Genomic DNA, 21248 nt, shown 5'->3' with positions numbered 1-21248 from the left:
ACCTCTCCAAATCTCCTAACACACAGGAAATGGGGAAATTTTAAATTCTTTTTAGCTATGGGAAATAAGCAAAATTTATACTTATTTGCAGAAAGGCTGATTTACAACCTTTTGAGATTGTCTTCTTCTAACCATCCCCGGCTTCCGTTGGGCAGCTCTATTTCCACCCAGTCCTGGAAATTTTCAGTGATCTTCACCTTCGCACCTTCATGAAGCAAAAAGGCATCTTCGGCCCTGGGAGAGGGTTCGTTCTTTATCTGTACTTCTTCAGAAAAAACAATAGCATAATTACTCTCCTTATCAAAGCTCTGTTTTGTCGCAGCCACTACTGCTGAAGATATGGCCATCACCAAAAAGAACATCGCACCTATAAACAGCAGCCTTTTTACCAGGGTTTTGTTACTGAAGTAGTAGACAAGGAAAAAGACCACAAACGCGAGCATACAAAAAATAGCTACCCATCCCCATCCTGAAGCTGAGAACGCTGCAGTAGAGGTCTCAAAAATGCCTCTAAAGCCGGCCTGTTCTTCCTCTCCTATGGCATCAATTGCCATATTCCTGGCGAAATTCAGGTTATTGCGCACGTCTTCATCCCCGGGTGCGAGTTGCAGTGCTTTTTCGTAATGGAAAATACTTGGCGCAACCCGGTTAAGCTTATAATAGCTATTTGCCAGGTTGTAATGCAGTGCTGCCGAAGTCTGTCCATTTTCAAGGATCTGTTCATATTGAGTTATGGCTTCCTCGTAATTTCCTGCGGCGTAAGCTTTATTTGCAGCCTCAAAAACCTGAGAGTTCTGTGCTATTGCACTTAAGCTGAAACACAGTGCCAGTAAAAAGATCAGCTTTTTCATACTTGTTTATCCAATTCTGAAATTACACGTACTGCCTTATCATAATCCTGCTGCATGGCAACATTTGAAGCCGGGGTGTAGCGAGCAAATTCACAGCTCTTAAGCAGTTCATTAAATTCTGCTACTGTGCCTGCATTGGCACCTCTACTTTCCAGCAGTTCCTTTATGCGTTCCTTGCTCATCTCGCTGGTTTGTATGTGCAGTTTCGCCTTTAAATAATTGTGCAGTGCCCTTTCGAGAGATTCATAGAACTTGGTTTGGTCTCCCAGGTTCTTTTTAGCTTCAGACAAATATTTACGCGCCAGTCGGTCAGCTTTTCTTATTCGGTTACCCCGCACATCACCTGCTTTTGCCTGTCTTCTTTTTCCGAAGAGAATTAACAGCGGAATGAAAAGTAACGGACTCAAAAACAAGGTCCAGAATAAAGCCGATCCCATAAATGCTGCCTCTCCAATCGTTTTTAGAGAAGTATTGAGCTTGATATACCTAAATTGATTTGTCGCTGCAGGCACCTGTTGCGCTACCGCAGACTGATTACCACCCGGCGTGGCACGGCTTCCTGCCGGCGCTGCCTCAACTTCTAGCAGGATCTCCTGTGAAGTAAGGGTTTTGTATGAGCGGGAATCAAGATCAAAGTAACTAAAACTCACCGGCGGAATGGGAATCTTGCCTTTGGCCTGTGGCACAAGGGTATATTGATTGGCAATGCTTCCCTGCATCCCGTTGATCGTGGTGTTTACATCTTCAGTATACTCCGGCTCATATTTTTCCATAGAGGCCGGTACTGTTAACGGCGGAAGATCAAATAATTTAAGGTTCCCCTGGCCCCGCACCTCAACTGTAGCCTGTAAAGATTCTGTTGCTCTCAGCTCAGTTTTGTCTGTGGTGACCTTAAGGTTAAGCTTTTTACCCACAGCCCCGGTAAAATCGGCAGGGCGACCTTCCTGTGGTAGCGGTTTTACATCAATCACCCGGTTACCCGCAGCGACTACTTTATCTACTGTTTCGTAGAACCTGTTTCCAAAGATATCCCTTCGGTTCCCCGGAACTTCTACTGAAATATTCAGTGTAAGGGGTTCTATATTCAGCTTCCCGGTCTTCTGTGGATAAAGGACTGTTTTCCGAAGTACTACAAAGCGATAAGGCTCTCCTTCATAAGTGCCGTTTTCCACTTCCAGTCTTCTAATGTCGATATTCTGACTCCAAAAGTCACTAAACTTAGGACTATCCAGCTGTCTCCAGTCACTCACGTTAATCCGCGGACTCACATACAGCTTGTAAACTACTGTAATGGCTTCATTGAGATAGGGATTGGTGTTGGATATCTCTGCCACCAGATGAATATTCTCTGAGGCAACGTATTCTGAATTCTCACCGTCTGTGGGTTGATCCACGGCAGCAGTAACCTCCACCTGTACAGGAGTGGTTTTATAAACGTTACCATCAATAGTGATCTCGGCCTGCCCAATGTTGAATTTACCGCGACCTTTTGGGGCAAGAAAATAACTGTAGGTTTTGGAATAGCTTCTTTTCCCGTTCAGCCAAGTTTGACTGACGGATTGGTTTGGCCCACCTACTACGGTAAAATCAGTAAACTCGGGTGGATTAAAGTTATCTCCGTCCTGGTTCATCTCAAAATCGACCCTAAGACGTTCATTTACACCCAGCTTATCCTTGCTAACCTTAGCCTGAAACTGCACCTGCCCCATGGCAAAGCCTGAGACAAGTAACATCATTAAAAGTACCAGTTTATGCTTCATCATTGACTACCAGTCTTTTTCTGTTTGTACAGGAACGCCTTTTGCTTTTTTAGCATTTATCCTTTCCTGAACCTTCTTTTCTTCATTCCCCATGGCTTCCAGCAGGTTTTTCACCTGTTGTGGAGAAAGCTGCCCCGGGCGCTGTTGTGGCTGTTTAGGCTCCTGTCCCTCTTTTGGCTGCTCCTGTTTTTTCTTTTCTTTATCATCGGGTTGGCCTGCGTCATCCTTCTTTTGCTCGCCTTCCTTGTTCTCGTCTTCTTTCTTATCCCCGCCTTCCTTGTCATCGGGCTGGCCATCTTCGTTCTGCTCCTTTTCGCCTTCGCCGTCCTGCTGCTCCTGCTTATTGTCTTGCTTTTGTTGGTCCTGTTGATCTTTTTCCTTGCTGTCGCCGCCGCCTCCCTGCTTTTGCTCTTCCTCGAGCATCTTTTTAGCCAAAGCTAAATTGTAGCGGGTTTCGTCGTCTTTTGGGTTATTGCGCAGGGACTGCTTATAAGCTTCTACAGCTTCGTTGTATTTCTTTTGCTTCATGTAAGCATTCCCCTGGTTGTGAAATGCATCATGCTTCAAAGGTTTTTCTTCGGCTGTATTGGCCGCTGACCGATGCCGCTCAAGTGCCTGACTAGTTACATCTTTGTTGTAATAAAGGTTTCCGAGATTGTATTTTGCTTCGGCATTTGCCGGGTCTTTTGCTATGGCTTTACGATAATAAGCCTCGGCCGTAGCAGGATCGTTATCTGCCAAAGCAGCTTCGGCCTCCTGCATGTATTTCTTTGCAGCTTTGGTTGCTGCTTCAGGTTTTTCCTGTGCACCTGCAAAAAACGGAAAAGAAAAAAGCAGACCAAAAAACAGCATTTTTGGCAGGTATGTTTTCATCATCCTTTTCATCATCAGCTTCTTTTTTCGTTAAACAAATTTAACCTTTTTAACCAGGAGGTTTGCCGTTCAAGCAAAAGAATATCAAGCAACAGAAAGAGCAGACCCAGAGCTAAAAACCATTGGAACTGACTTTTGTACTCGGCAATTTGCTGGGATTCAAATTCCTTCTTATCCATATTCTGAAGAATGTCGGTCACTTCTTCCACTACCTGCGCTGTATTACTGCCATCAATATATCTGCCGTTTGCTTCGGAAGCTATCTCCTTCAGGGTTTCCTGGTCAAGTCGGGTGATCACCGTTTCCCCCTGATTATTTTTCTTATAATTCTGAACTACTCCGTTCCTTTTGATGGGAATTGGCCCTCCTTTGGCAGTTCCCACTCCAATAGTTACTATCCTGATGCCTTCGCGGGCAGCTTCAGCAGCTATATCTTCAATATTACCCTCATGATCTTCCCCATCGCTAATCAGGAACAAAACCCTATTGGTTTGCTCGTCATCATTAAAGTAGGTCTTAGACAGCTCAATGGCTTCCCTTATAGCTGTTCCCTGCGATGAAAGCATATCAGTATTCATGCCCTGCAGGAACATTTTTGCCGCAGCATAATCTGTCGTGATTGGCAACTGCGGAAAAGCACTTCCGGCATAAGCTATGATCCCCACGCGGTCACTCGCCAGGTTATTGATGATCTGGGTTACCAGTTGTTTTGATTTCTCAAGCCGGTTGGGAGCAATATCTTCGGCCAGCATACTTTTCGAGACATCTATTGCAAAAACAACATCAACCCCTTCCCGCTTTACAGTTTCCAATTTTGTGCCAAACTGCGGGTTCACCAAGGCAATAACAAAACTGGCAATAGCCAGGCAAAGCAGCACAATTTTAAGCACCTGCTTTCCGGTAGAGCGATTAGGGCTCAACCTATCCAGCAACTCCTTATCGGCAAACTTGCGCTGAGTCCTTTTTTGCCAAAAGATGACCATGGCATACAGCAGTACAATGACCGGGATGCCTATCAATAACCACAAGTAAGTCTTATCTTCTAACAAAAACATCTTATCCTCTTTTTAAACAAAGCTTCTGAAAATAGTAAATCTCAATAGCACTTCCACCAACAACAGGAATCCTGCCAGTAAAATCAAAGGCCGGAATTTCTCTTCATAATTATAGAACCTGAATTCTTCTATTTCAGTTTTTTCCAATTCATCTATCTCATCATAGATCGCCTCGAGGGACTTATTATCGGTCGCCCGGAAGTATTTCCCACCGGTGGTTTCAGAAATATCTTTCAATAGAGCTTCATCGATCTCTACCGGTACCCTGCCGTACTGGAAACTTCCGTTAGGCAAAATTGCTATGGGAGAAAGCGCAGTTCCATTACTCCCCACCCCAATGGTGTAAACTTTAATTCCAAATTCTACTGCCAGTTCGCTGGCAATCTTTGGGTCTATAAAACCGGCATTGTTCATCCCGTCGGTAAGCAGGATCACTACTTTACTTTCGGCTTTGCTGTCTTTTAATCTATTTACTGCTGTAGCGAGGCCCATCCCAATCGCTGTACCATTTTCTAGCACGTTGTTGTACTCAATATCTTCAAGCGCACTTAACACTATGCTCTTATCACTTGTAATTGGGGTTTGGGTAAAACTTTCCCCGGCATAGACTACAAGCCCAATTCTATCTGCAGGACGGTTTTTTACAAAATCGGCTGCCACTTCTTTTGTAGCTTCCAGTCGGTTGGGATCTAAATCGCGTGCGAGCATACTGGCCGAAACATCTATAGCCATGACAATGTCGATACCAAAGTTACTACTGGTACGAGACGAGACATCAACGCTGCGAGGCCTGGCAAGGGCAGTAATAACGAGTGCAAGTACCAACAACCTGAGCACCATGAGAATGGGTCGCAACTTCCCTAACATACCGGGTTTAGCCTCAAAACCTTTGATGCTCGAGATCCTGAGTTCGGCAGTTTGCCGGTGCCGTTTCCAAATGTACCAACCCAGGGCAAGTGGCAAAAGCAACAGTAGCCAAAAGAACTGCGGATCTTCAAAAACTAATCTTTCGAACATTAATTGCTGTTGTTTATAAGTTCAACCGAAGTGGTGATGCGCTGGGCGATCTCATCGGCATATTTGTCATTTTCATTGTAGATCACTACCACCTGCTGAAATCCTTCTCCCATTCCGAAGTTTAGGATAGTGTACTCTTTAGAAACAGGTTGTGATTTTTCATCTTTTTGAAGGCTCATGGTTCCAAATATTTTGAAACCGGGAGCTCCGTTCAAAGTTTCATAATCTTCCTGTTTGGTGATTATGTTCTTTGCACCGTTAGCCTCAAGGAAAGCATAAACATCTTCCACAGCCATCTCCACATCAAAATCTTCACTGGCAGGTCTCGTACTTACACTAACAAAGAGGTTGGTATCAAGGCTGCCATAGTTAAAAGTCTCTTTGCCCTGGGACATTCCTACGCTATCGCGGATATTTCTTACCAACACATCGGGCGTGGCAATAGTAACAGAGGGAGTACCATATTCACTGGAGATCCAATCGCTCTCAAGCATTTCTTTACTGCTGTTACCAATGTAGGTATCTGTGAAATATTCTATCCCGCGGGTAGAAATAAGGTATGCAGCACCCGCACTTATAAGAAGCACAACTGCAACGATCCCAAAAATGATCTTTTTGACTTTCTTTTTTCTTTCAAGTCGCTCCCTGTATTCACGATCTCTCAACAGTTCTTCTTCTGTTGGCTGCGGAATAGAAGCTTTGGTATCGTTTATAACATTTTCAACACTGCTGCGGTCTTCTTTTGCCGTAAGCACATCGGGTTTTGTATTGGCAAATTTTGCAAGATCAGCTCTTTCCAGTATCTCTTTTAACCTGCTAATGGTAGTGTTTTCCAGTTTCAGTTTTCCCTTATCTCTTTCAGCTTCAAGGTAGGTGATAAGCTCATTGGTGGTACTTTCCAGCGCATGGTCATAGATCTCCCCATCCAAATATCGTCTTACTGCGGCAGAGAGCTGGGAGTAATATTCTTTTATTTCCCGTTGCTCCAAAAGATGAGAATCGTCCAGCTGCTTTAGCTCAAAAAGTGCACGCTCATAAGGCGGAAGTTGTTTGGCAGCTTCTTTCCTTCTTTTCCTGCTCCTGTACAGCAGATATACTACTACTCCCAAAAGAATAAGCCCCAGCAGCCACCAGAGCCAGGTGGGAACACCAAAGGCCGGCGGTACTTCAACAGCTGGTTTTATGGGAAACATTTTTTGTTTGGTAGTATCAACTACCACATCATTCACCTCAACCGAAAACGAATCTGTGCGAAATTCCCTGTCGTTTATTAAAACACGTTGCCGCGGAATGGTATAGCTGCCTGAATCAAACTGAGTGAGCGCATATTCGCGGGTAAGGTGGTAACGATCGCTTATCTCGCTGGTGTCTATTGCAAAAGCCTCGATCATTTCGAGCGGAGAGAAGCTCTGCCCTTCGGGGAAAACAACCAGGTCTTCACGATTGGTTTCCACAGCAAGTTTATAGGTGATCTGCTCCCCTATCTTTATCGTGGTGGTGTCTACGGAAGCAGAAACTTCCTGTGCCTGCCCCGTAAAACTGTTGAGCAGTAGAAAAAATGTACACAGGCAGAAAAAGAGAACGCTCTTCGCGGGGGTGTCAAAAATGCCATTCTGCCTTACTATTTTTTGCATTGGTATTCTTTTATCTGGCCTTGAAATAGCCCAGTAATTTTTTTACATAACTTTCATCTACACGGGTGCTAAGGCTTCCTGCTCCACTTCTTCGGAAGCTTTCAGTAAAATACTCCACCCTTTCGTGGTAATACTTCGAATAATTGCGGCGCACCGACCTGGAAGAGGTATCTACAAGTATCCTTTTTCCGGTTTCTTCATCCTGCATGGCTACCATTCCGAGGTTAGGGATTTCTTCCTCGCGCTCGTCAAAAACTCTAATCCCGGTCACATCATGCCTACCGCTGGTGATCTTTAGGGTACGCTGATAATCTTCAGCAATAAAATCGGAAAGCACAAAAACAATGGCCTTCTTCTTCATTACGCGCGAAAGATAACTCAGCGCATTTTCCAGGTTAGTCTTTTGGCTTTTAGGCTCAAATTCCAGCAATTCGCGGATAATACGAAGTACATGAGAACGCCCTTTTTTAGGCGGAATATAAAGTTCAATAATATCTGAAAACAGGATAAGCCCTATCTTATCATTGTTCTGGGTAGCCGAAAATGCCAAAGTAGCGGCAATTTCAGTAATAATGTCCTGCTTGAACCCATTGCGGGTACCAAACAACCCGGAGCCGGAAACGTCAACCACCAACATCATGGTAAGCTCGCGCTCTTCTTCGAACACCTTCACAAAAGGTTCAGAATAGCGGGCAGTAACATTCCAGTCAATATTCCTTACATCATCCCCAAACTGATACTGGCGTACCTCGCTAAAGGTCATTCCCCGCCCTTTGAAGGTAGAGTGATATTCCCCGCCAAAAATGTGGTCACTTAACCGGCGGGTCTTAATCTCTATTTTTCGTACTTTCTTGAGTAACTCCTTAGTATCCATTTCTTCAATTGACAATGATCAATAAACAATTATCAGTGACTAATTAACAGCTGACAGACCTTCAAATTCTGTTCATTGTTAATTGCTAATTGTTCATTGTTTAAGGTACTTCGATCTCGTTGACGATCTTGTTGATGATATCTTCAGAAGTTACATTTTCGGCTTCGGCTTCATAGGTAATTCCAATCCTGTGGCGCAGTACATCATGTACTATGGCGCGAACATCTTCGGGCACCACATAACCCCGGCGCTTAATAAAGGCGTAGCATTTTGCCGCCGTTGCCAGGTTGATACTTCCCCTTGGCGAAGCACCAAAGTTGATTAGGGGCTTTAGGCTTTCAAGTCCGTATTTTTCAGGAAAACGAGTTGCAAAAACGATATCCAGGATATATTTTTCGATCTTTTCATCCATATAAACCTCGCGCACCGCTTGCTGGGCTCTGGCAATTTGATCCAGGCTCACCACCGGATTCACCTTCTCAAAACTACCTTTTAAATTGGCACGAATGATCATTTGCTCATCGGCCATTTCAGGATATTTAATGACGGTTTTCAGCATAAAACGGTCAACCTGCGCCTCGGGCAGCGGATAAGTTCCTTCCTGCTCTACCGGGTTCTGGGTTGCCATTACCAAAAACGGCCTGTCCAGTACAAAAGTTTCTTCCCCAATGGTCACCTGCTTTTCCTGCATGGCTTCAAGCAAAGCCGACTGCACTTTGGCCGGCGCCCGGTTGATCTCATCGGCAAGCACGAAATTTGCAAAGATGGGCCCTTTCTTTATGCTGAAATCATTCAGCTTCATATTGTATATAAGGGTACCTACAACATCTGCCGGAAGAAGATCGGGTGTAAATTGTATACGACTGAAGGAACCATGTACGGCTTGTGACAGTGTATTAATAGCAAGGGTTTTTGCCAGTCCCGGCACACCTTCAAGAAGAATATGCCCCTGGCCCAGCAAACCAATTAACAGACGTTCAACCATATGCTTCTGGCCCACAATGACCTTCTTCATTTCTGAACTTAAAATATCAACAAAGGCACTTTCGCGCTCAATTTTTTCATTGATACTGGCTATGTCTACCGAGCTGTTATTTTCCTGCATGGATAAAAAATTTTATTTAGGTGAAGATACTTATCTATTGTCAACGGCGCAACCTCAGCAAATATTCAACCAAAGTATCTTAAATTTTTGTTAAAACAAAAAAGCAGCGGGATTACCGCTGCTTTCAAAAATGCTTTTTTAAAAACTTATTTACTCTCCGTCAAGAAACATAGGATCAAGAGGCACTGTTTCCCCCTGTTCAACCTCAACATTATTCACTACTGCAGAATTAAGCCCGGAACCTTCGGCAGGGACAGCGGTAACTTTATAAGTACCTGCAGGCAGCCCGTGTACTTCAAACTTTCCATTGGCATCGGTATATGCAGAAGCATTTACAGTAGCGTTTTGAACTTTGATCAAAGCCTGCTCTGTAGTTGGATGTACGCTCCCCACAATAGAACCGGAATTCTCTTCAACTGCCATTCTTATTACAGGGTGAAGGTTGTAACCATCGGCTGAAGTACTTTTCACAGACTGGTCAACATCAAAATCAAGAATAAAAGTGTACTCGGCATTTGCTTCCAGTTCCTGCCCCACCATTACTTTCAAGCCAGATTGTTGACCGCTCGGGGTTTTCAAAGTAAATTCCTGCTCTACATCTCCATTCATAACAACAACACTGTTGTCACCACCTAATATAAGTCTTATCTGGTGAAGGTAACCGGCTTCAATTTCGGTGTCTACTAATAATTCGGTCACACCACCTGTAAGGCTTAAAAGGTCAATAACTCCCGTGTTCACTCCCTCAAGGCTCGTCCAGCCTTCTTCGTCATTACCTTCGTTGGTTGTTTTTATCATTACATCTTCAACTTCCACGTATACGTGCTTGTAATCACCGGGAGCATCGGTTAGTTCTACTGCCACTCTTGCAGTACCCCTGTCGGAACCACTGGCATCGTCGTCTGAACTACAACTAACAAGCCCGCTAAGCAGGGCAGAAAAGAATAAAAATAAATGATACTTTTTCATAAATGATTTGTTTTGGTTTAGGCATGATAACGCTCGATGAAAGGGTTTAATCTATCGATAAACGAAGTTTAACTCTTTTTAACTCTCCTTCGAATTCTTTAACAATCCGCCTTCTTCGTAGAAGAATAGAGTTCATTACTTTTAAAACATGAGGCAAAGAAATTCTTATTCCCGTATTATTCAGGATCCTGAAACCTGGCAACAACTTTCAAAAGGAAAGAAAATTCAGCTTTTTCAACACTGCGTGGAAAAAGGAATCACCAGTTTCTTAATCGACCTTTCCAGGACCCAAAGCTACACTCATGACCTGGGAGCTGCGTTTAGCGAAAGCGGATTAAGCCGTGATCAGGTACAAATTGTAGCCTGTCCCGGTACAAATCTTACAGAAGAACAAGCTATTTTTGACCGGGTAGATGAAATTCTCGAACTTCTGGATACCGACTACCTCGATCTATTGCTTCTCGATTTTGACGTACCATCAGAAGTCCTTCTTTCGGCTATAAAAAAGCTAAGGGCAGTGGGTAAGATTGTCGAAGTAGGAATAGTGGAAAAACGCCTGGGAGAGAAAAACGCATTTTTGGAAGATTTTCCTGCCAGTGCCACACTTTCTGCCTTCAGTTTTACACCCGCAGCCGTGAAAAGCCTTACCTTAGCTGAAGCTGCTTCCGAAGGGATCACTCAAATGATCATTCCTGAAAGTGGGGACTGGGAAAATGAGCATGAAGAGCTCCAAAAAGCCGCCGGAAAGTACAACCTGCGCCCAAAAGAGCTGCTTTTTGCATGGTTACTGCACCACAAAGCCCAGTTTCACGCTGTGATTAAAGGAAATTCTGAAGCGATAATAGATTCGGCATACAAAGCTTTCCATACCTCTATAATTGAAGAGGATTTTAAAAAGCTGCCGGAAAGACTTTGAAAAAAACACATTTTTGACACCTATGAACAAAACAGCTTTAGTCACCGGCGCCAGTAGTGGAATTGGCAAAGCAACCGCGAAAGCACTGGCCGGTGCAGGTTATCGTCTCGTTATTTGCGGCAGAAGAAAAGAAGCCCTGGAGACCTTAAAAAATGAACTAAGCGGTAAAACTGAAGTTCACATCCTTCAGTTTGACGTGAGAGATAAAGAAAAGGTGAAAGAGGCCATTCAAAGCCTTCCGCAGGACTTTGAGACCATTGATGTACTGATTAATAATGCCGGAAATGCCCACGGTCTTGACCCAATTCAAACCGGGAACATTGAAGACTGGGACGCAATGATAGATATTAATGTAAAAGGCCTGTTGTATGTAAGCCGGGAGATCATTCCGCAGATGGTGGAAAGGGGCGCCGGAGACATCATCAATATTGGATCACTGGCGGGAAAAGAAGTTTACCCCAACGGGAACGTGTACAGCGCAAGCAAACACGCGGTTGATGCTATAAACCAGGGAATGCGTATAGACCTAAACGGGAAGGGAATAAGAGTGGGCGCCATTAACCCGGGGCTGGTAGAGACCAACTTTAGTGAAGTGAGGTTTAAAGGAGATTCAGAAAGAGCAAAATCTGTATATACTGGCTTTAATGCCCTTAAACCTGAAGACATTGCCGAGATCGTAGCTTTTGTGGTGACCCGCCCGCCACATGTGAACATTGCCGACCTGCTCGTGCTGCCTACCGCACAGGCAACTTCTACCATTGTGCACAAGGAATAGGAAGAAATGATTAATAAGCGCCTTCTTATCAAAAACCTGCTTGCGCATAACAGCGAAAATAGTTTTTACGATAAAAAGCGCCAGATCAACCTGGGGGAAAAAGAAGGAAAGGCCAAATTTTTAAAACATATTTGCGCCCTTGCCAATTCCAACCCTAACAATAATTCTTATATGGTGATTGGCGTAGAAGACGCCGACAACGAAATACAGGGAGTAGATTTTTTTGATGACAGCAAGATCCAGAACCTCGTGAATGCCTATCTTATGAACCCTCCGCTGGTGGCTTATGAGAATATTCCGTTCCCGCATTTGCCCCACGACATGGTGGTGGGATTGGTGACCATTAAACCCAACAAAGGCACAACCTGTTCGTTGCGAAAAGGCATCTGGAAGTATCCTGCGGACAGTATATTCTTCAGGGAAGGCAGCATAAGCATAGCTTCAGAATTTTCCCGGGGCATTCAAAGCGATAATTCAGAAGTAGTGGGTGCCATTGAGGCGCATTCTCAGAATAACGTACAACTTACCCTTGACGGGGTATTCGACTTCATGGGAAAACATGAGAACCTGAGCCCCGAGTATAAGGTTTTCAAAGAGTACTTTGTGGTGTGCTGGAGCGGCAAGAAGAAAGAAATTAACCAGGAAGTTTACTACTCGAGAGTAGATATTGAACTTATTAATGAGCAGGTAAAACTTTTTTATTCTGAACTTGATGAGGTGAGCATCAATATTTCTGAAGACCTTTTTACCATTTTGGAGTATGTAAAACTGGGGCTTAATGACAGGTTCAAATACTATCCGCTGGAAGAAGTAAAGATCCTCTTTAAGGATAATGCAACTTACGAGATTAAAACCAACATGCTTTTTGAGCCTCCGCAATTCGAGAAAAGAACGCTTTACCACATCTACAATTCGAATATTGCGCTGGTACAAAAGCTAAAACAAAACTTGCAGCTGACCTCTTCCGAAGAAAAAGACCTTTATAATGTGCCTGCCACTTACTTATTATGCCATTTCAACGGCTTTAACGAAGCCCTGGACAGGCTGGAAGATGCTAAAGAAGAACTGAAGAATTTTGATGAAAGAATATATCAGCAGTACAAAGAAAGCCTGCGGATATTGAGGAAAGTAAAATATAATTAAATGAAAAGGACTCTTGTAATAGGAGATATACATGGAGGTTTGAAAGCGCTCGTTCAATTACTGGAAAGGGCGAAAATAACGCCAGATGATAAGATCATCTTTCTGGGAGATTATGTAGATGGTTGGAGCGACTCGGCCAATGTGGTTTCCTATCTTATAGAATTCTCAAAGCAAAACACCTGCATATTCTTACGCGGAAATCACGACGATCTTACCCACAGATGGCTAAAGACAGGAGAACTGAATGATAAATGGCTGCAACATGGCGGGCAGTCAAGCATAGATGCCTACCGTAGATTTACCGAAGAAGAAAAGCAGGAGCACATCAGGTTTTTTGAAGAAATGGTCAATTATTATGTAGATATGGAGAACCGTCTTTTTGTACATGCCGGTTTTACCAATCAAAAAGGGCCCGAAGAGGAATATACGCCCACCCCTTTCTACTGGGACCGTACGCTTTGGGAAATGGCCATGGCTTTAGATCCATCTTTGAATCCGGGGGAGATTCACTATCCAAAGCGCCTTGAGCTCTTCAGGGAGATCTATATTGGCCACACGCCGGTTACCAGGATTGGCGAAGACAAACCTGCAAATTTCGCAAATGTTTTCAATGTAGACACAGGTGCTGCCTTTATGGGAAAGCTTTCTTTACTCGATGTAAATTCAAAAAAGGTGGTTCAAAGTGACCCGGTACATAGCCTTTATCCTGAAGAATCTGGCAGAAATTAAGATTTTTTTAATCATTCTGCCCTGGTAACTTCCTATCTTTGTAGATTACCAAAAAATTAATGGTGTGGTTTTTGAAATTATAACTGCATAAAATACCCTATATGGCCCTAGAGAATATTAGATTAGAAGTAATGAAGACTGTTGAGAAGTCTATCGATGAATTTGTAGAAAAGTATCTCATTCCGGTGGAAGATATCTGGCAGCCTACAGATCTTTTGCCAAATTCGCAGAAAGAGAATTTCTTTGAAGAAGTGACACAAATCCGCGAAGAAGCTCAGGAACTCGGATACGATTTCTGGGTGGTACTGGTAGCCGATATGGTGACCGAAGAAGCCCTGCCTACTTACGAATCCTGGCTTATGGACATGGAAGGTGTAGAACAACACGGTGCCTCAAAAGGAAATCAAAATGGTTGGGCTAAATGGATTCGCCACTGGACCGGCGAAGAGAACCGTCATGGAGATACCCTCAATAAATACCTTTATTTATCGGGAAGAGTAAACATGAGGGAAGTTGAAAAAACTACGCAACACCTCATTAATGATGGTTTTGACATTGGTACCGGGCGTGATCCTTACCGCAATTTTGTATATACCAGCTTCCAGGAACTGGCAACCAATATTTCTCACAAACGAGTAGGGCAACTTGCGAGAAAGAAAGGCAATAAAATGCTGGCCAAGATGTGTAACATCATCGCGGGAGACGAAATGCGTCACCACCTTGCCTACAGGGAGTTTGTAAAGACCATTTTTGAATACGATCCAAGTGAGATGATGCTTGCTTTTGAAGATATGATGAAAAAGAAGATCGTTATGCCTGCCCAGTTCATTAGGGAAAGTGGCCAGGGCATTGGCGAGGCTTTTGAGAATTTTTCGAATGCTGCTCAAAGGCTTGGCGTCTACACTACACAAGATTACATCGAGATCCTTCAAAAACTGAATGACTACTGGGAAATTGACAAAATGACTTCCCTTACAGATAAAGCCGAAAAAGCCCGCGATTACCTCATGAAACTTCCAGACAGGATGACGAGAATTGCTGAGAGGATCAAAGTTCCACAAGATCCGCACCAGTTTGCCTGGGTAACACCAAACGGAAAGTTATAAGCATTGGGAGGCTGTTCTTAAAAAGACAGCCTCTTTTTTTTTGCTTTCTTTCTGCGGAAGTTTCCTTCCAAAAATGGCATTTTTGAGCATCATTTTTCCATAAACCTTTTCCAATAAAAATTCTGAAGACTAAAGAGGAAATTACCATTCCTGCTGAAGAATTTTTCCAATTTTTTAAGCCGAAATCTCCCATGGCTGAGGCAGCCGTTTTATTGCTAAGTTTGCACAGCAAATTTTTAGCATGGGTACAACCAAAAATCCGCTTTTTATAGTTCTGGCCTTTTTCTCTATCTACGTGATCTGGGGTTCTACTTACCTGCTCAACAAGATCGCGGTGACCGAGTTGCCGCCATTCATGCTGGCTTCTATCAGGTTTGCCACAGCGGGGCTCCTTATATTCGGGATAAGCCGTGCCATGGGCAAAAGACTGCGAATTACCCGCGCACAATTCTTCAATACCGCGATTGCGGGATTCCTTTTCCTGGCATTTGGAAACGGCGTGGTGGTTTGGGCCCTTAGGTATGTAGACAGCGGCTTTGCAGCCCTGGTAATTTCGGCACAACCCCTGGTAGTGCTGGTGTTTATGCGCATTTTTGAAGGTAAAAAGATCCTGCCCATGTCTATGGTAGGGGTCGCATTGGGCTTAACAGGTATTTACTTACTCGTGAGCCAGAAGCAGGTTACTTCAGAAGAAAATTCAGTTCTGGGAATTATCATGATCTTCTGCTGTCTTCTTAGCTGGTCTTACGGAAGTCTTTTTGTGGGAAAAGCAAATTTACCAACCAATCATTTTGTCAATACGGGCTATCAAATGTTTGCAGCAGGCATCATTTTGGCCATAGCAAGCCTTGCCTTCAACGAGCCCTGGAGCTCTCCTTTCAACTGGAGCACCCCGGTACAATACTCGATGCTACTACTCATTATCTTCGGAAGTATTGTAGCATTTACAGCCTTTAACTACCTGCTGAAGGTGATCTCTCCCGAAAAAGTAGCCACTTCAACCTATGTAAATCCGGTTATTGCCATGATTCTGGGCTGGTACTTTTTAGATGAACAAATCACAAGCCAGTCGGCCATTGCCGCAGCCGTTCTTCTCACGGGAGTATACTTTATAAACACCACGAAAAAACTGATGGTGCTTTCGCGATTCACAAGCAAAGCATCTACTTTTCTGAAGAAAAATTAGGGGCGAAAAATGCCATTTTTCACCCCTTAGCAGCATTTCCTTTCTTCGGAAATAACCGTTCCTGTTATTCCTGAATCTCTACTTTACCTCCAGATTCTTGTGGCTCACGTTGACCGCATTCTGCTGAATGTCAAAAACCAGGGTCTTCTTGAAATAATCGTCTCCCTCCTGGAGATAACTTCCGGTAACCGATTCTTCTTTTCCGTTATTGCGGGTAAACCTGAAGGTGTACTTACCATCAACAGCATCTCCGGGCACCTGAAGGGTATGAGCTATTTCCTGCCCTGCAGGCAGAGCATCTACCTCAAAACTTACTTTTTCTCCTGCAGTGAAGACCCGCAGGTTTTTAACTGTTTCAGAAGTATTATTGACAAGTTCCAGTTCCAGGACATGATCTTCGGGGACGCAGGAGAAAATAAGGCCGATAAACAACAAGAGTGTAAAGATTCTTTTCATTTGAGTAGTTGGTTTAGTTTGTTCTAAGATAAAGAATCTGTCACTTTAAAAGAAGTGGTTTTTCTACGGAAGGGTTTTAACAGGCTTAACTTAACATACTTTAACCCTTTCCTTTGACATACATCAATTCTAACCCGCCAGGTCTTTATTACCTTTACACAGTTGAGGATTAACCTCATAATAAGACAAATAAAACTATAGATATGAACAAAGAACAAGCACTATTACAGCCGTATAATAAAGGAAGTTTGAACCTGAAAAACCGCGTGGTTATGGCTCCCATGACACGAAGCCGGGCCGCAAATGCTGAAAATAAACCTACCGGAGAACTTCAGGGGGAGTATTATAAACAACGGGCCAGCGCCGGACTCATCATTACCGAAGGGGCCCAAATCTCTAAACAGGCCGTGGGTTATATTAATACGCCGGGGATCCATTCCGAAGAACAAATTCAAGGCTGGAAAGAAGTCACCGATAAAGTTCATGAAGCCGACGGAAAGATCTTTATACAGCTTTGGCATGTGGGTAGAATGTCTCACCCCGATTTTCACAACGGAAATTTACCCGTGGCACCTTCAGCCATAAATCCAAATTCAAAATCCTTTACTTCCGAAGGTTTAAAAGACACGGTCACGCCAAAAGAAATGAGCGTGGAGGAAATCAAATCTACCGTGCAGGATTTTAAACAGGCCGCTGCAAACGCCATGAAAGGTGGTTTTGACGGGGTAGAAATTCATTCCTCAAACGGTTATTTGCTGCACCAGTTCTTTAACGGTACCTCAAACCAGCGCACCGATGAGTATGGTGGCAGCATTGAAAACCGCGCAAAGATCCTTTTTGAAGTGATTGACGCCATTAAAGAAGTAATGCCCGAAGAGAAAATTGGCCTGCGCCTCAACCCTTCCCTGCACGGGATCTTTGGAATGACCATGGATGAAGAAACCATTCCTACTTTTGATTACATCATTAAGAAGCTGAATGATTACAACCTGGCTTACCTTCACCTTTCTGAACCTTTCAATGATGTTTCAGATATTCCTTATGCCGAGACTGAAATTGCAAAACGTTACAGACCAATGTATAACGGCACGATCATTATTAACACCAACTTTGACCAGGAAAGCGGAAATGCCATTCTGGAAGAAGGAAATGCCGATCTTGTAGCCTTCGGAAAACCTTACGTTTCAAACCCCGACCTGGTAGAGCGGTTTGAGCAGGGTATTGAGCTAACCGATTGGGACGATAAAACCTTCTACACCCCAGGAAAAGAAGGATATCTGGACTACCCTGTAAAAACTGAAAGAGAACCAGCTCTAAAATAAGGTTCCAAAAATGTCAAAAAAAAGAGGCTGTCTTTCGGGACAGCCTCTTTTTGTTTGTAGCGTATTTAGCTCTTACAAATCAAACTTGATTCCCTGCGCCAGTGGCAGTTCAGTCGTGTAGTTGATCGTATTTGTTTGTCGGCGCATATAGACCTTCCAGGCATCAGAACCTGATTCTCTACCACCACCGGTTTCTTTTTCACCTCCAAAGGCTCCACCAATCTCGGCACCCGATGTTCCTATGTTCACATTGGCGATTCCGCAGTCAGATCCTTCTACAGAAAGGAATCTTTCAGCCTCTCTTAAGTTGTTGGTCATAATTGCAGATGATAATCCCTGTACCACTCCATTCTGAAGTTCCAAAGCATTTTCGAGATCTCCCGAATACTTCATAATGTATAAGACCGGAGCAAAGGTTTCGTGTTGTACAATCTCATATTCATTTTTGGCTTCAGCAATTGCCGGTTTTACATAGCATCCACTTTCATAACCTTCACCTTCAAGCACCCCGCCTTCCACAAGGATGTTTCCGCCTTCTTCAACAACTTTGTCTAAAGCAGCCTGGTAATTTTTGACGGCATCCTTATCAATAAGTGGCCCTACATGGTTATTTTCATCTAAAGGGTTACCAATTCGTATTTGTTTATAGGCATCAACAATGGCGTTTTTGACCTTATCGTAAATAGAATCGTGGATAATGATTCTTCTGGTAGAAGTACAACGTTGTCCGCAGGTACCTACGGCTCCAAAGACTGCTCCAATTACTGTATTCTTAATATTAGCATCGGGAGTTACAATGATGGCATTGTTTCCACCAAGCTCCAGAAGAGATTTTCCAAGTCTTGCAGCAACTGCCTGGGCAACTATTTTACCCATTCTTATAGACCCGGTTGCAGATACCAAAGGAACCCTTTTATCATTGGTCATCATTTCCCCAACTTTATAGTCTCCAGTAATCAAACAGGAAATACCTTCAGGAAGTCCGTTTTCTGAGAAAACTTTGGCTGCGATATTCTGGCAGGCCACAGAGGTTAAAGGTGTCTTTTCAGATCCTTTCCACACGCATACATCGCCACATACCCAGGCAAGAGCGGTGTTCCACGACCATACAGCTACAGGAAAATTAAAAGCCGAGATCACTCCTACTATCCCCAGCGGATGGTACTGTTCGTACATGCGGTGCCCGGGCCGTTCTGAGTGCATGGTAAGACCGTGCAACTGCCGGCTTAATCCCACTGCAAAGTCACAGATATCGATCATCTCCTGCACTTCTCCCAGCCCTTCCTGGTAAGATTTTCCCATTTCATAAGAAACCAGTTTCCCAAGAGGCTCTTTTAAGCGGCGCAATTCGTCATTAAATTTCCTTACTATTTCCCCTCTTTGAGGCGAAGGCATTGTTCTCCAGGTTTTAAAAGCTTCCTGTGCAGTTTTGATGGTGCGTTCATAATCTTCGCGGGTAGTAGACTTTACTTTTCCAATTAAAGCTCCGTCAACCGGGGAGTAAGACTCGATGACCTCTCCCGAAGAAAACCATTCCTTCCCGGTAGAAGTACCGTTGTTCACCTTGTCTACATTAAGACCAAGATCTTTTAAAGCCTGATTTATTCCGAATTTTTCAGCAATTGCGCTCATTCTTGTTGTTGTTTTAGTATGTTTTTGTTTGGATAGTTGCGAATATAAAAAAATTAAAGAGGAAAGCCCTGTTTAAACCCCTACTTCGGCTTTTCCATCACTATTCCGCAGTTGTTACAGGTGCGCAGTTCTTCGCTATTGTAGAAATGTTCAAAATGTTTCTGAAAATCATTCTCGATATCATTCAGCGGGAAATAGACTTCATATAATTTATTATTACAGTTCTCACAAAACCACAATAAACCGTCTTTAGCATCAAGCTCTATCCTTCTTCGCTCCACCACAAGCCCTACAGAACCCTCTGTACGCTCGGGTGAATGTGGCACTTTTGCGGGGTTGAGATACATATCACCGGGCCCCAGCTCAAAAGTCCTTTTTTGACCCTCTTCCTGAACATGCACTTTTATTTGCCCCTCAAGCTGGTAAAACAACTCTTCGGTTTCGTTGTAATGATAATCTTTCCGCGAATTAGGGCCGCCCACCACCATTACAATATAATCTTCGGCTTCGGGATAGATGCTTTTATTGGCCACAGGCGGTTTTAGAAGGTCCCGGTTCTGCGCTATCCACTTATTTAAATTAAAAGGTTTTGAAATTGCCATGTCTCTATTTTTGGACCCTAAATTTACGCAATCTTTTCCTGAAGCACCACCCAAAGCATTACTTGCTGTGATACCACTCTTTTTTTATAACTTTCCTGCTGAAAAACTTCCGGTTATGAAAAAAATACTTCTCGTTTTTGCCATTTTTGGCACCCTGGCCTGTAATAATGCTGAAAAACAAAGTAAGGTAGAGGGGGCAACCCCTGAAGCAGCTTCCGAAGAGAAAGATACAGCACCCAACTTTGGGATTGTGATTCACGGTGGCGCGGGCACCATCTTAAAAGAAAATATGAGCGACAGCCTGGAGCAGCAATACCGGGCAAAGCTTGAAGAAGCAATAAGAACAGGGCATGAGATCCTGGCCAATGGCGGTACTGCGGTAGAAGCCGTGCAAAGAACCATTAATGTGATGGAAGATTCACCATTGTTTAACGCCGGGAAAGGTGCTGTTTTTACCAATGAAGGCACTAATGAGCTCGATGCATCAATTATGGACGGTTCTAACCTAAATGCAGGTGCAGTGGCCGGGGTCACTACTATCAAGAACCCCATCAACCTGGCTTATGAAGTCATGGTGAATTCTGAACACGTGATGCTGGCCGGTAAAGGCGCCGAAAGATTTGCCAAAGAACAGGGCATTGAGATCGTAGACCCGCAATATTTTTATACCGAAAACCGGTACAAGAGTCTGCAGCGCATCAGGGAACAGGAGAAAACACAGCTAGATCACGACGATCAAAAAACGGCATTTTTGGATCCCTATATTAAAGATTCCAAATTTGGAACCGTGGGTTGTGCCGCGCTAGATAAACATGGGAATCTTGCTGCAGGCACCTCTACCGGCGGGATGACCAACAAGAGATACAACCGCATTGGCGACGCCCCAATAATTGGCGCGGGTACCTACGCAAACAATAAAACCGTGGCGGTATCGAGCACCGGCTGGGGCGAATTCTTCATCCGGGGTATGGTGGCCTATGATATTTCGGCACTTATGGAATACGGCGGATTAAGCCTGGAGGATGCCGCAAGGGAAGTAATCCAGGAAAAGGTGCCGGCATTGGGCGGAGACGGTGGCATTATTGCAATTGATCACGATGGAAATGTCGCCATGGAATTTAATACCGCAGGCATGTATCGCGCTAAAATGAACCGGGATGGAGACCTGGAAATAGGCATCTACAGCGAGTAATATTCCTTCAGAATACACCTCCTAAAAAGCTGTCTTAAAAGCTCTTAAAAT

At 43.8% G+C, this 21248-nt stretch carries 20 protein-coding genes; 8 read left to right on the top strand and 12 right to left on the bottom strand.

All coding sequences use genetic code 11. The features are described from left to right. Positions 1–101: 101 nt before the first annotated feature. The 9 genes from ACQ93I_RS00225 to ACQ93I_RS00185 form a co-directional block, all read right to left on the bottom strand. On the bottom strand, positions 102–851 hold the full coding sequence (locus ACQ93I_RS00225; RefSeq protein WP_431696614.1) for a tetratricopeptide repeat protein: 750 nt from the start codon (positions 849–851) through the stop codon (positions 102–104). Next, entirely contained in the window at positions 848–2611 is a 1764-nt protein-coding gene (locus ACQ93I_RS00220) for a BatD family protein (RefSeq protein ID WP_431696891.1), read from the bottom strand. The genes ACQ93I_RS00225 and ACQ93I_RS00220 overlap by 4 nt, the downstream gene beginning before the upstream one ends. Positions 2612–2617: 6 nt before the next feature. Further along, on the bottom strand, positions 2618–3499 hold the full coding sequence (locus ACQ93I_RS00215; protein WP_431696613.1) for a tetratricopeptide repeat protein: 882 nt from the start codon (positions 3497–3499) through the stop codon (positions 2618–2620). Then, entirely contained in the window at positions 3499–4539 is a 1041-nt protein-coding gene (locus ACQ93I_RS00210; protein WP_431696612.1) for a vWA domain-containing protein, read from the bottom strand. Before ACQ93I_RS00210 ends, ACQ93I_RS00215 begins: the two co-directional genes overlap by 1 nt. A gap of 12 nt (positions 4540–4551) precedes the next feature. Further along, entirely contained in the window at positions 4552–5556 is a 1005-nt protein-coding gene (locus ACQ93I_RS00205) for a vWA domain-containing protein (RefSeq protein ID WP_266068114.1), read from the bottom strand. After that, positions 5556–7190 carry a BatD family protein gene (locus ACQ93I_RS00200; protein WP_431696611.1) on the bottom strand — a complete coding sequence of 545 codons (1635 nt, stop codon included), beginning with the start codon at positions 7188–7190 and terminating at the stop codon, positions 5556–5558. Before ACQ93I_RS00200 ends, ACQ93I_RS00205 begins: the two co-directional genes overlap by 1 nt. A gap of 10 nt (positions 7191–7200) precedes the next feature. Then, complete coding sequence (locus ACQ93I_RS00195; RefSeq protein WP_431696610.1) at positions 7201–8064, bottom strand: DUF58 domain-containing protein; 864 nt, start codon at positions 8062–8064, stop codon at positions 7201–7203. Positions 8065–8164: 100 nt separating this feature from the next. Continuing rightward, positions 8165–9169, bottom strand: coding sequence for an AAA family ATPase (locus ACQ93I_RS00190; RefSeq protein ID WP_266068118.1), 1005 nt, complete (start codon positions 9167–9169; stop codon positions 8165–8167). A 150-nt stretch (positions 9170–9319) separates the two neighbouring features. Continuing rightward, a complete protein-coding gene (locus ACQ93I_RS00185; protein WP_431696609.1) occupies positions 9320–10138 on the bottom strand; it encodes a DUF4382 domain-containing protein in 819 nt (272 codons plus the stop codon). Between the two features lie 148 nt (positions 10139–10286). On the opposite strand from ACQ93I_RS00185, the gene ACQ93I_RS00180 reads away from it, so the two are divergent. From ACQ93I_RS00180 to ACQ93I_RS00155, 6 genes are all read left to right on the top strand, one after another. Continuing rightward, complete coding sequence (locus ACQ93I_RS00180) at positions 10287–11054, top strand: aldo/keto reductase (protein ID WP_431696608.1); 768 nt, start codon at positions 10287–10289, stop codon at positions 11052–11054. A gap of 22 nt (positions 11055–11076) precedes the next feature. Next, the gene (locus tag ACQ93I_RS00175; RefSeq protein ID WP_423817853.1) at positions 11077–11829 is read left to right on the top strand and encodes an SDR family NAD(P)-dependent oxidoreductase; all 753 of its coding nucleotides are present in this window, start codon (positions 11077–11079) and stop codon (positions 11827–11829) included. Positions 11830–11835: 6 nt separating this feature from the next. Then, positions 11836–12972: an ATP-binding protein gene (locus ACQ93I_RS00170; protein WP_431696607.1), complete on the top strand. Its 1137-nt coding sequence runs from the start codon at positions 11836–11838 to the stop codon at positions 12970–12972. Beyond that, a complete protein-coding gene (locus ACQ93I_RS00165; RefSeq protein ID WP_431696606.1) occupies positions 12973–13701 on the top strand; it encodes a metallophosphoesterase family protein in 729 nt (242 codons plus the stop codon). A gap of 101 nt (positions 13702–13802) precedes the next feature. After that, the gene (locus ACQ93I_RS00160) at positions 13803–14807 is read left to right on the top strand and encodes an acyl-ACP desaturase (RefSeq protein WP_266068125.1); all 1005 of its coding nucleotides are present in this window, start codon (positions 13803–13805) and stop codon (positions 14805–14807) included. A 241-nt stretch (positions 14808–15048) separates the two neighbouring features. After that, positions 15049–15993 carry an EamA family transporter gene (locus tag ACQ93I_RS00155; protein WP_431696605.1) on the top strand — a complete coding sequence of 315 codons (945 nt, stop codon included), beginning with the start codon at positions 15049–15051 and terminating at the stop codon, positions 15991–15993. A 78-nt stretch (positions 15994–16071) separates the two neighbouring features. Here the strand turns inward: ACQ93I_RS00155 and ACQ93I_RS00150 are convergent, their stop codons facing one another. After that, the gene (locus ACQ93I_RS00150; RefSeq protein WP_431696604.1) at positions 16072–16449 is read right to left on the bottom strand and encodes a hypothetical protein; all 378 of its coding nucleotides are present in this window, start codon (positions 16447–16449) and stop codon (positions 16072–16074) included. Positions 16450–16652: 203 nt separating this feature from the next. On the opposite strand from ACQ93I_RS00150, the gene ACQ93I_RS00145 reads away from it, so the two are divergent. After that, positions 16653–17771, top strand: coding sequence for an alkene reductase (locus ACQ93I_RS00145; RefSeq protein WP_431696603.1), 1119 nt, complete (start codon positions 16653–16655; stop codon positions 17769–17771). A 72-nt stretch (positions 17772–17843) separates the two neighbouring features. Here ACQ93I_RS00145 and amaB read toward each other — a convergent pair whose 3' ends face one another. Further along, positions 17844–19403, bottom strand: coding sequence for an L-piperidine-6-carboxylate dehydrogenase (gene amaB / locus ACQ93I_RS00140; protein WP_431696602.1), 1560 nt, complete (start codon positions 19401–19403; stop codon positions 17844–17846). Between the two features lie 80 nt (positions 19404–19483). After that, the gene (locus ACQ93I_RS00135) at positions 19484–20005 is read right to left on the bottom strand and encodes a 3-hydroxyanthranilate 3,4-dioxygenase (protein WP_431696601.1); all 522 of its coding nucleotides are present in this window, start codon (positions 20003–20005) and stop codon (positions 19484–19486) included. Positions 20006–20120: 115 nt separating this feature from the next. Here ACQ93I_RS00135 and ACQ93I_RS00130 point away from each other — a divergent pair, with 115 nt between their 5' ends. Next, complete coding sequence (locus ACQ93I_RS00130; protein ID WP_431696600.1) at positions 20121–21197, top strand: isoaspartyl peptidase/L-asparaginase family protein; 1077 nt, start codon at positions 20121–20123, stop codon at positions 21195–21197. Positions 21198–21248 lie beyond the last annotated feature (51 nt).

This window comes from Salinimicrobium sp. WS361 (genome assembly GCF_050750585.1).
Lineage (GTDB): Bacteria > Bacteroidota > Bacteroidia > Flavobacteriales > Flavobacteriaceae > Salinimicrobium.
Note: the sequence above shows the minus strand (reverse complement) of the source record. Positions and strands in the feature narration are given on the sequence as shown.

Excerpts from the sequence above, each read along its gene's own strand:
- ACQ93I_RS00225 (WP_431696614.1), bottom strand. The coding sequence starts at position 851 with ATGAAAAAGCTGATCTTTTTACTGGCACTGTGTTTCAGCTTAAGTGCA.
- ACQ93I_RS00220 (WP_431696891.1), bottom strand. The coding sequence starts at position 2,611 with ATGAAGCATAAACTGGTACTTTTAATGATGTTACTTGTCTCAGGCTTT.
- ACQ93I_RS00215 (WP_431696613.1), bottom strand. The coding sequence starts at position 3,499 with ATGATGAAAAGGATGATGAAAACATACCTGCCAAAAATGCTGTTTTTT.
- ACQ93I_RS00210 (WP_431696612.1), bottom strand. The coding sequence starts at position 4,539 with ATGTTTTTGTTAGAAGATAAGACTTACTTGTGGTTATTGATAGGCATC.
- ACQ93I_RS00205 (WP_266068114.1), bottom strand. The coding sequence starts at position 5,556 with ATGTTCGAAAGATTAGTTTTTGAAGATCCGCAGTTCTTTTGGCTACTG.
- ACQ93I_RS00200 (WP_431696611.1), bottom strand. The coding sequence starts at position 7,190 with ATGCAAAAAATAGTAAGGCAGAATGGCATTTTTGACACCCCCGCGAAG.
- ACQ93I_RS00195 (WP_431696610.1), bottom strand. The coding sequence starts at position 8,064 with ATGGATACTAAGGAGTTACTCAAGAAAGTACGAAAAATAGAGATTAAG.
- ACQ93I_RS00190 (WP_266068118.1), bottom strand. The coding sequence starts at position 9,169 with ATGCAGGAAAATAACAGCTCGGTAGACATAGCCAGTATCAATGAAAAA.
- ACQ93I_RS00185 (WP_431696609.1), bottom strand. The coding sequence starts at position 10,138 with ATGAAAAAGTATCATTTATTTTTATTCTTTTCTGCCCTGCTTAGCGGG.
- ACQ93I_RS00180 (WP_431696608.1), top strand. The coding sequence starts at position 10,287 with ATGAGGCAAAGAAATTCTTATTCCCGTATTATTCAGGATCCTGAAACC.
- ACQ93I_RS00175 (WP_423817853.1), top strand. The coding sequence starts at position 11,077 with ATGAACAAAACAGCTTTAGTCACCGGCGCCAGTAGTGGAATTGGCAAA.
- ACQ93I_RS00170 (WP_431696607.1), top strand. The coding sequence starts at position 11,836 with ATGATTAATAAGCGCCTTCTTATCAAAAACCTGCTTGCGCATAACAGC.
- ACQ93I_RS00165 (WP_431696606.1), top strand. The coding sequence starts at position 12,973 with ATGAAAAGGACTCTTGTAATAGGAGATATACATGGAGGTTTGAAAGCG.
- ACQ93I_RS00160 (WP_266068125.1), top strand. The coding sequence starts at position 13,803 with ATGGCCCTAGAGAATATTAGATTAGAAGTAATGAAGACTGTTGAGAAG.
- ACQ93I_RS00155 (WP_431696605.1), top strand. The coding sequence starts at position 15,049 with ATGGGTACAACCAAAAATCCGCTTTTTATAGTTCTGGCCTTTTTCTCT.
- ACQ93I_RS00150 (WP_431696604.1), bottom strand. The coding sequence starts at position 16,449 with ATGAAAAGAATCTTTACACTCTTGTTGTTTATCGGCCTTATTTTCTCC.
- ACQ93I_RS00145 (WP_431696603.1), top strand. The coding sequence starts at position 16,653 with ATGAACAAAGAACAAGCACTATTACAGCCGTATAATAAAGGAAGTTTG.
- amaB (WP_431696602.1), bottom strand. The coding sequence starts at position 19,403 with ATGAGCGCAATTGCTGAAAAATTCGGAATAAATCAGGCTTTAAAAGAT.
- ACQ93I_RS00135 (WP_431696601.1), bottom strand. The coding sequence starts at position 20,005 with ATGGCAATTTCAAAACCTTTTAATTTAAATAAGTGGATAGCGCAGAAC.
- ACQ93I_RS00130 (WP_431696600.1), top strand. The coding sequence starts at position 20,121 with ATGAAAAAAATACTTCTCGTTTTTGCCATTTTTGGCACCCTGGCCTGT.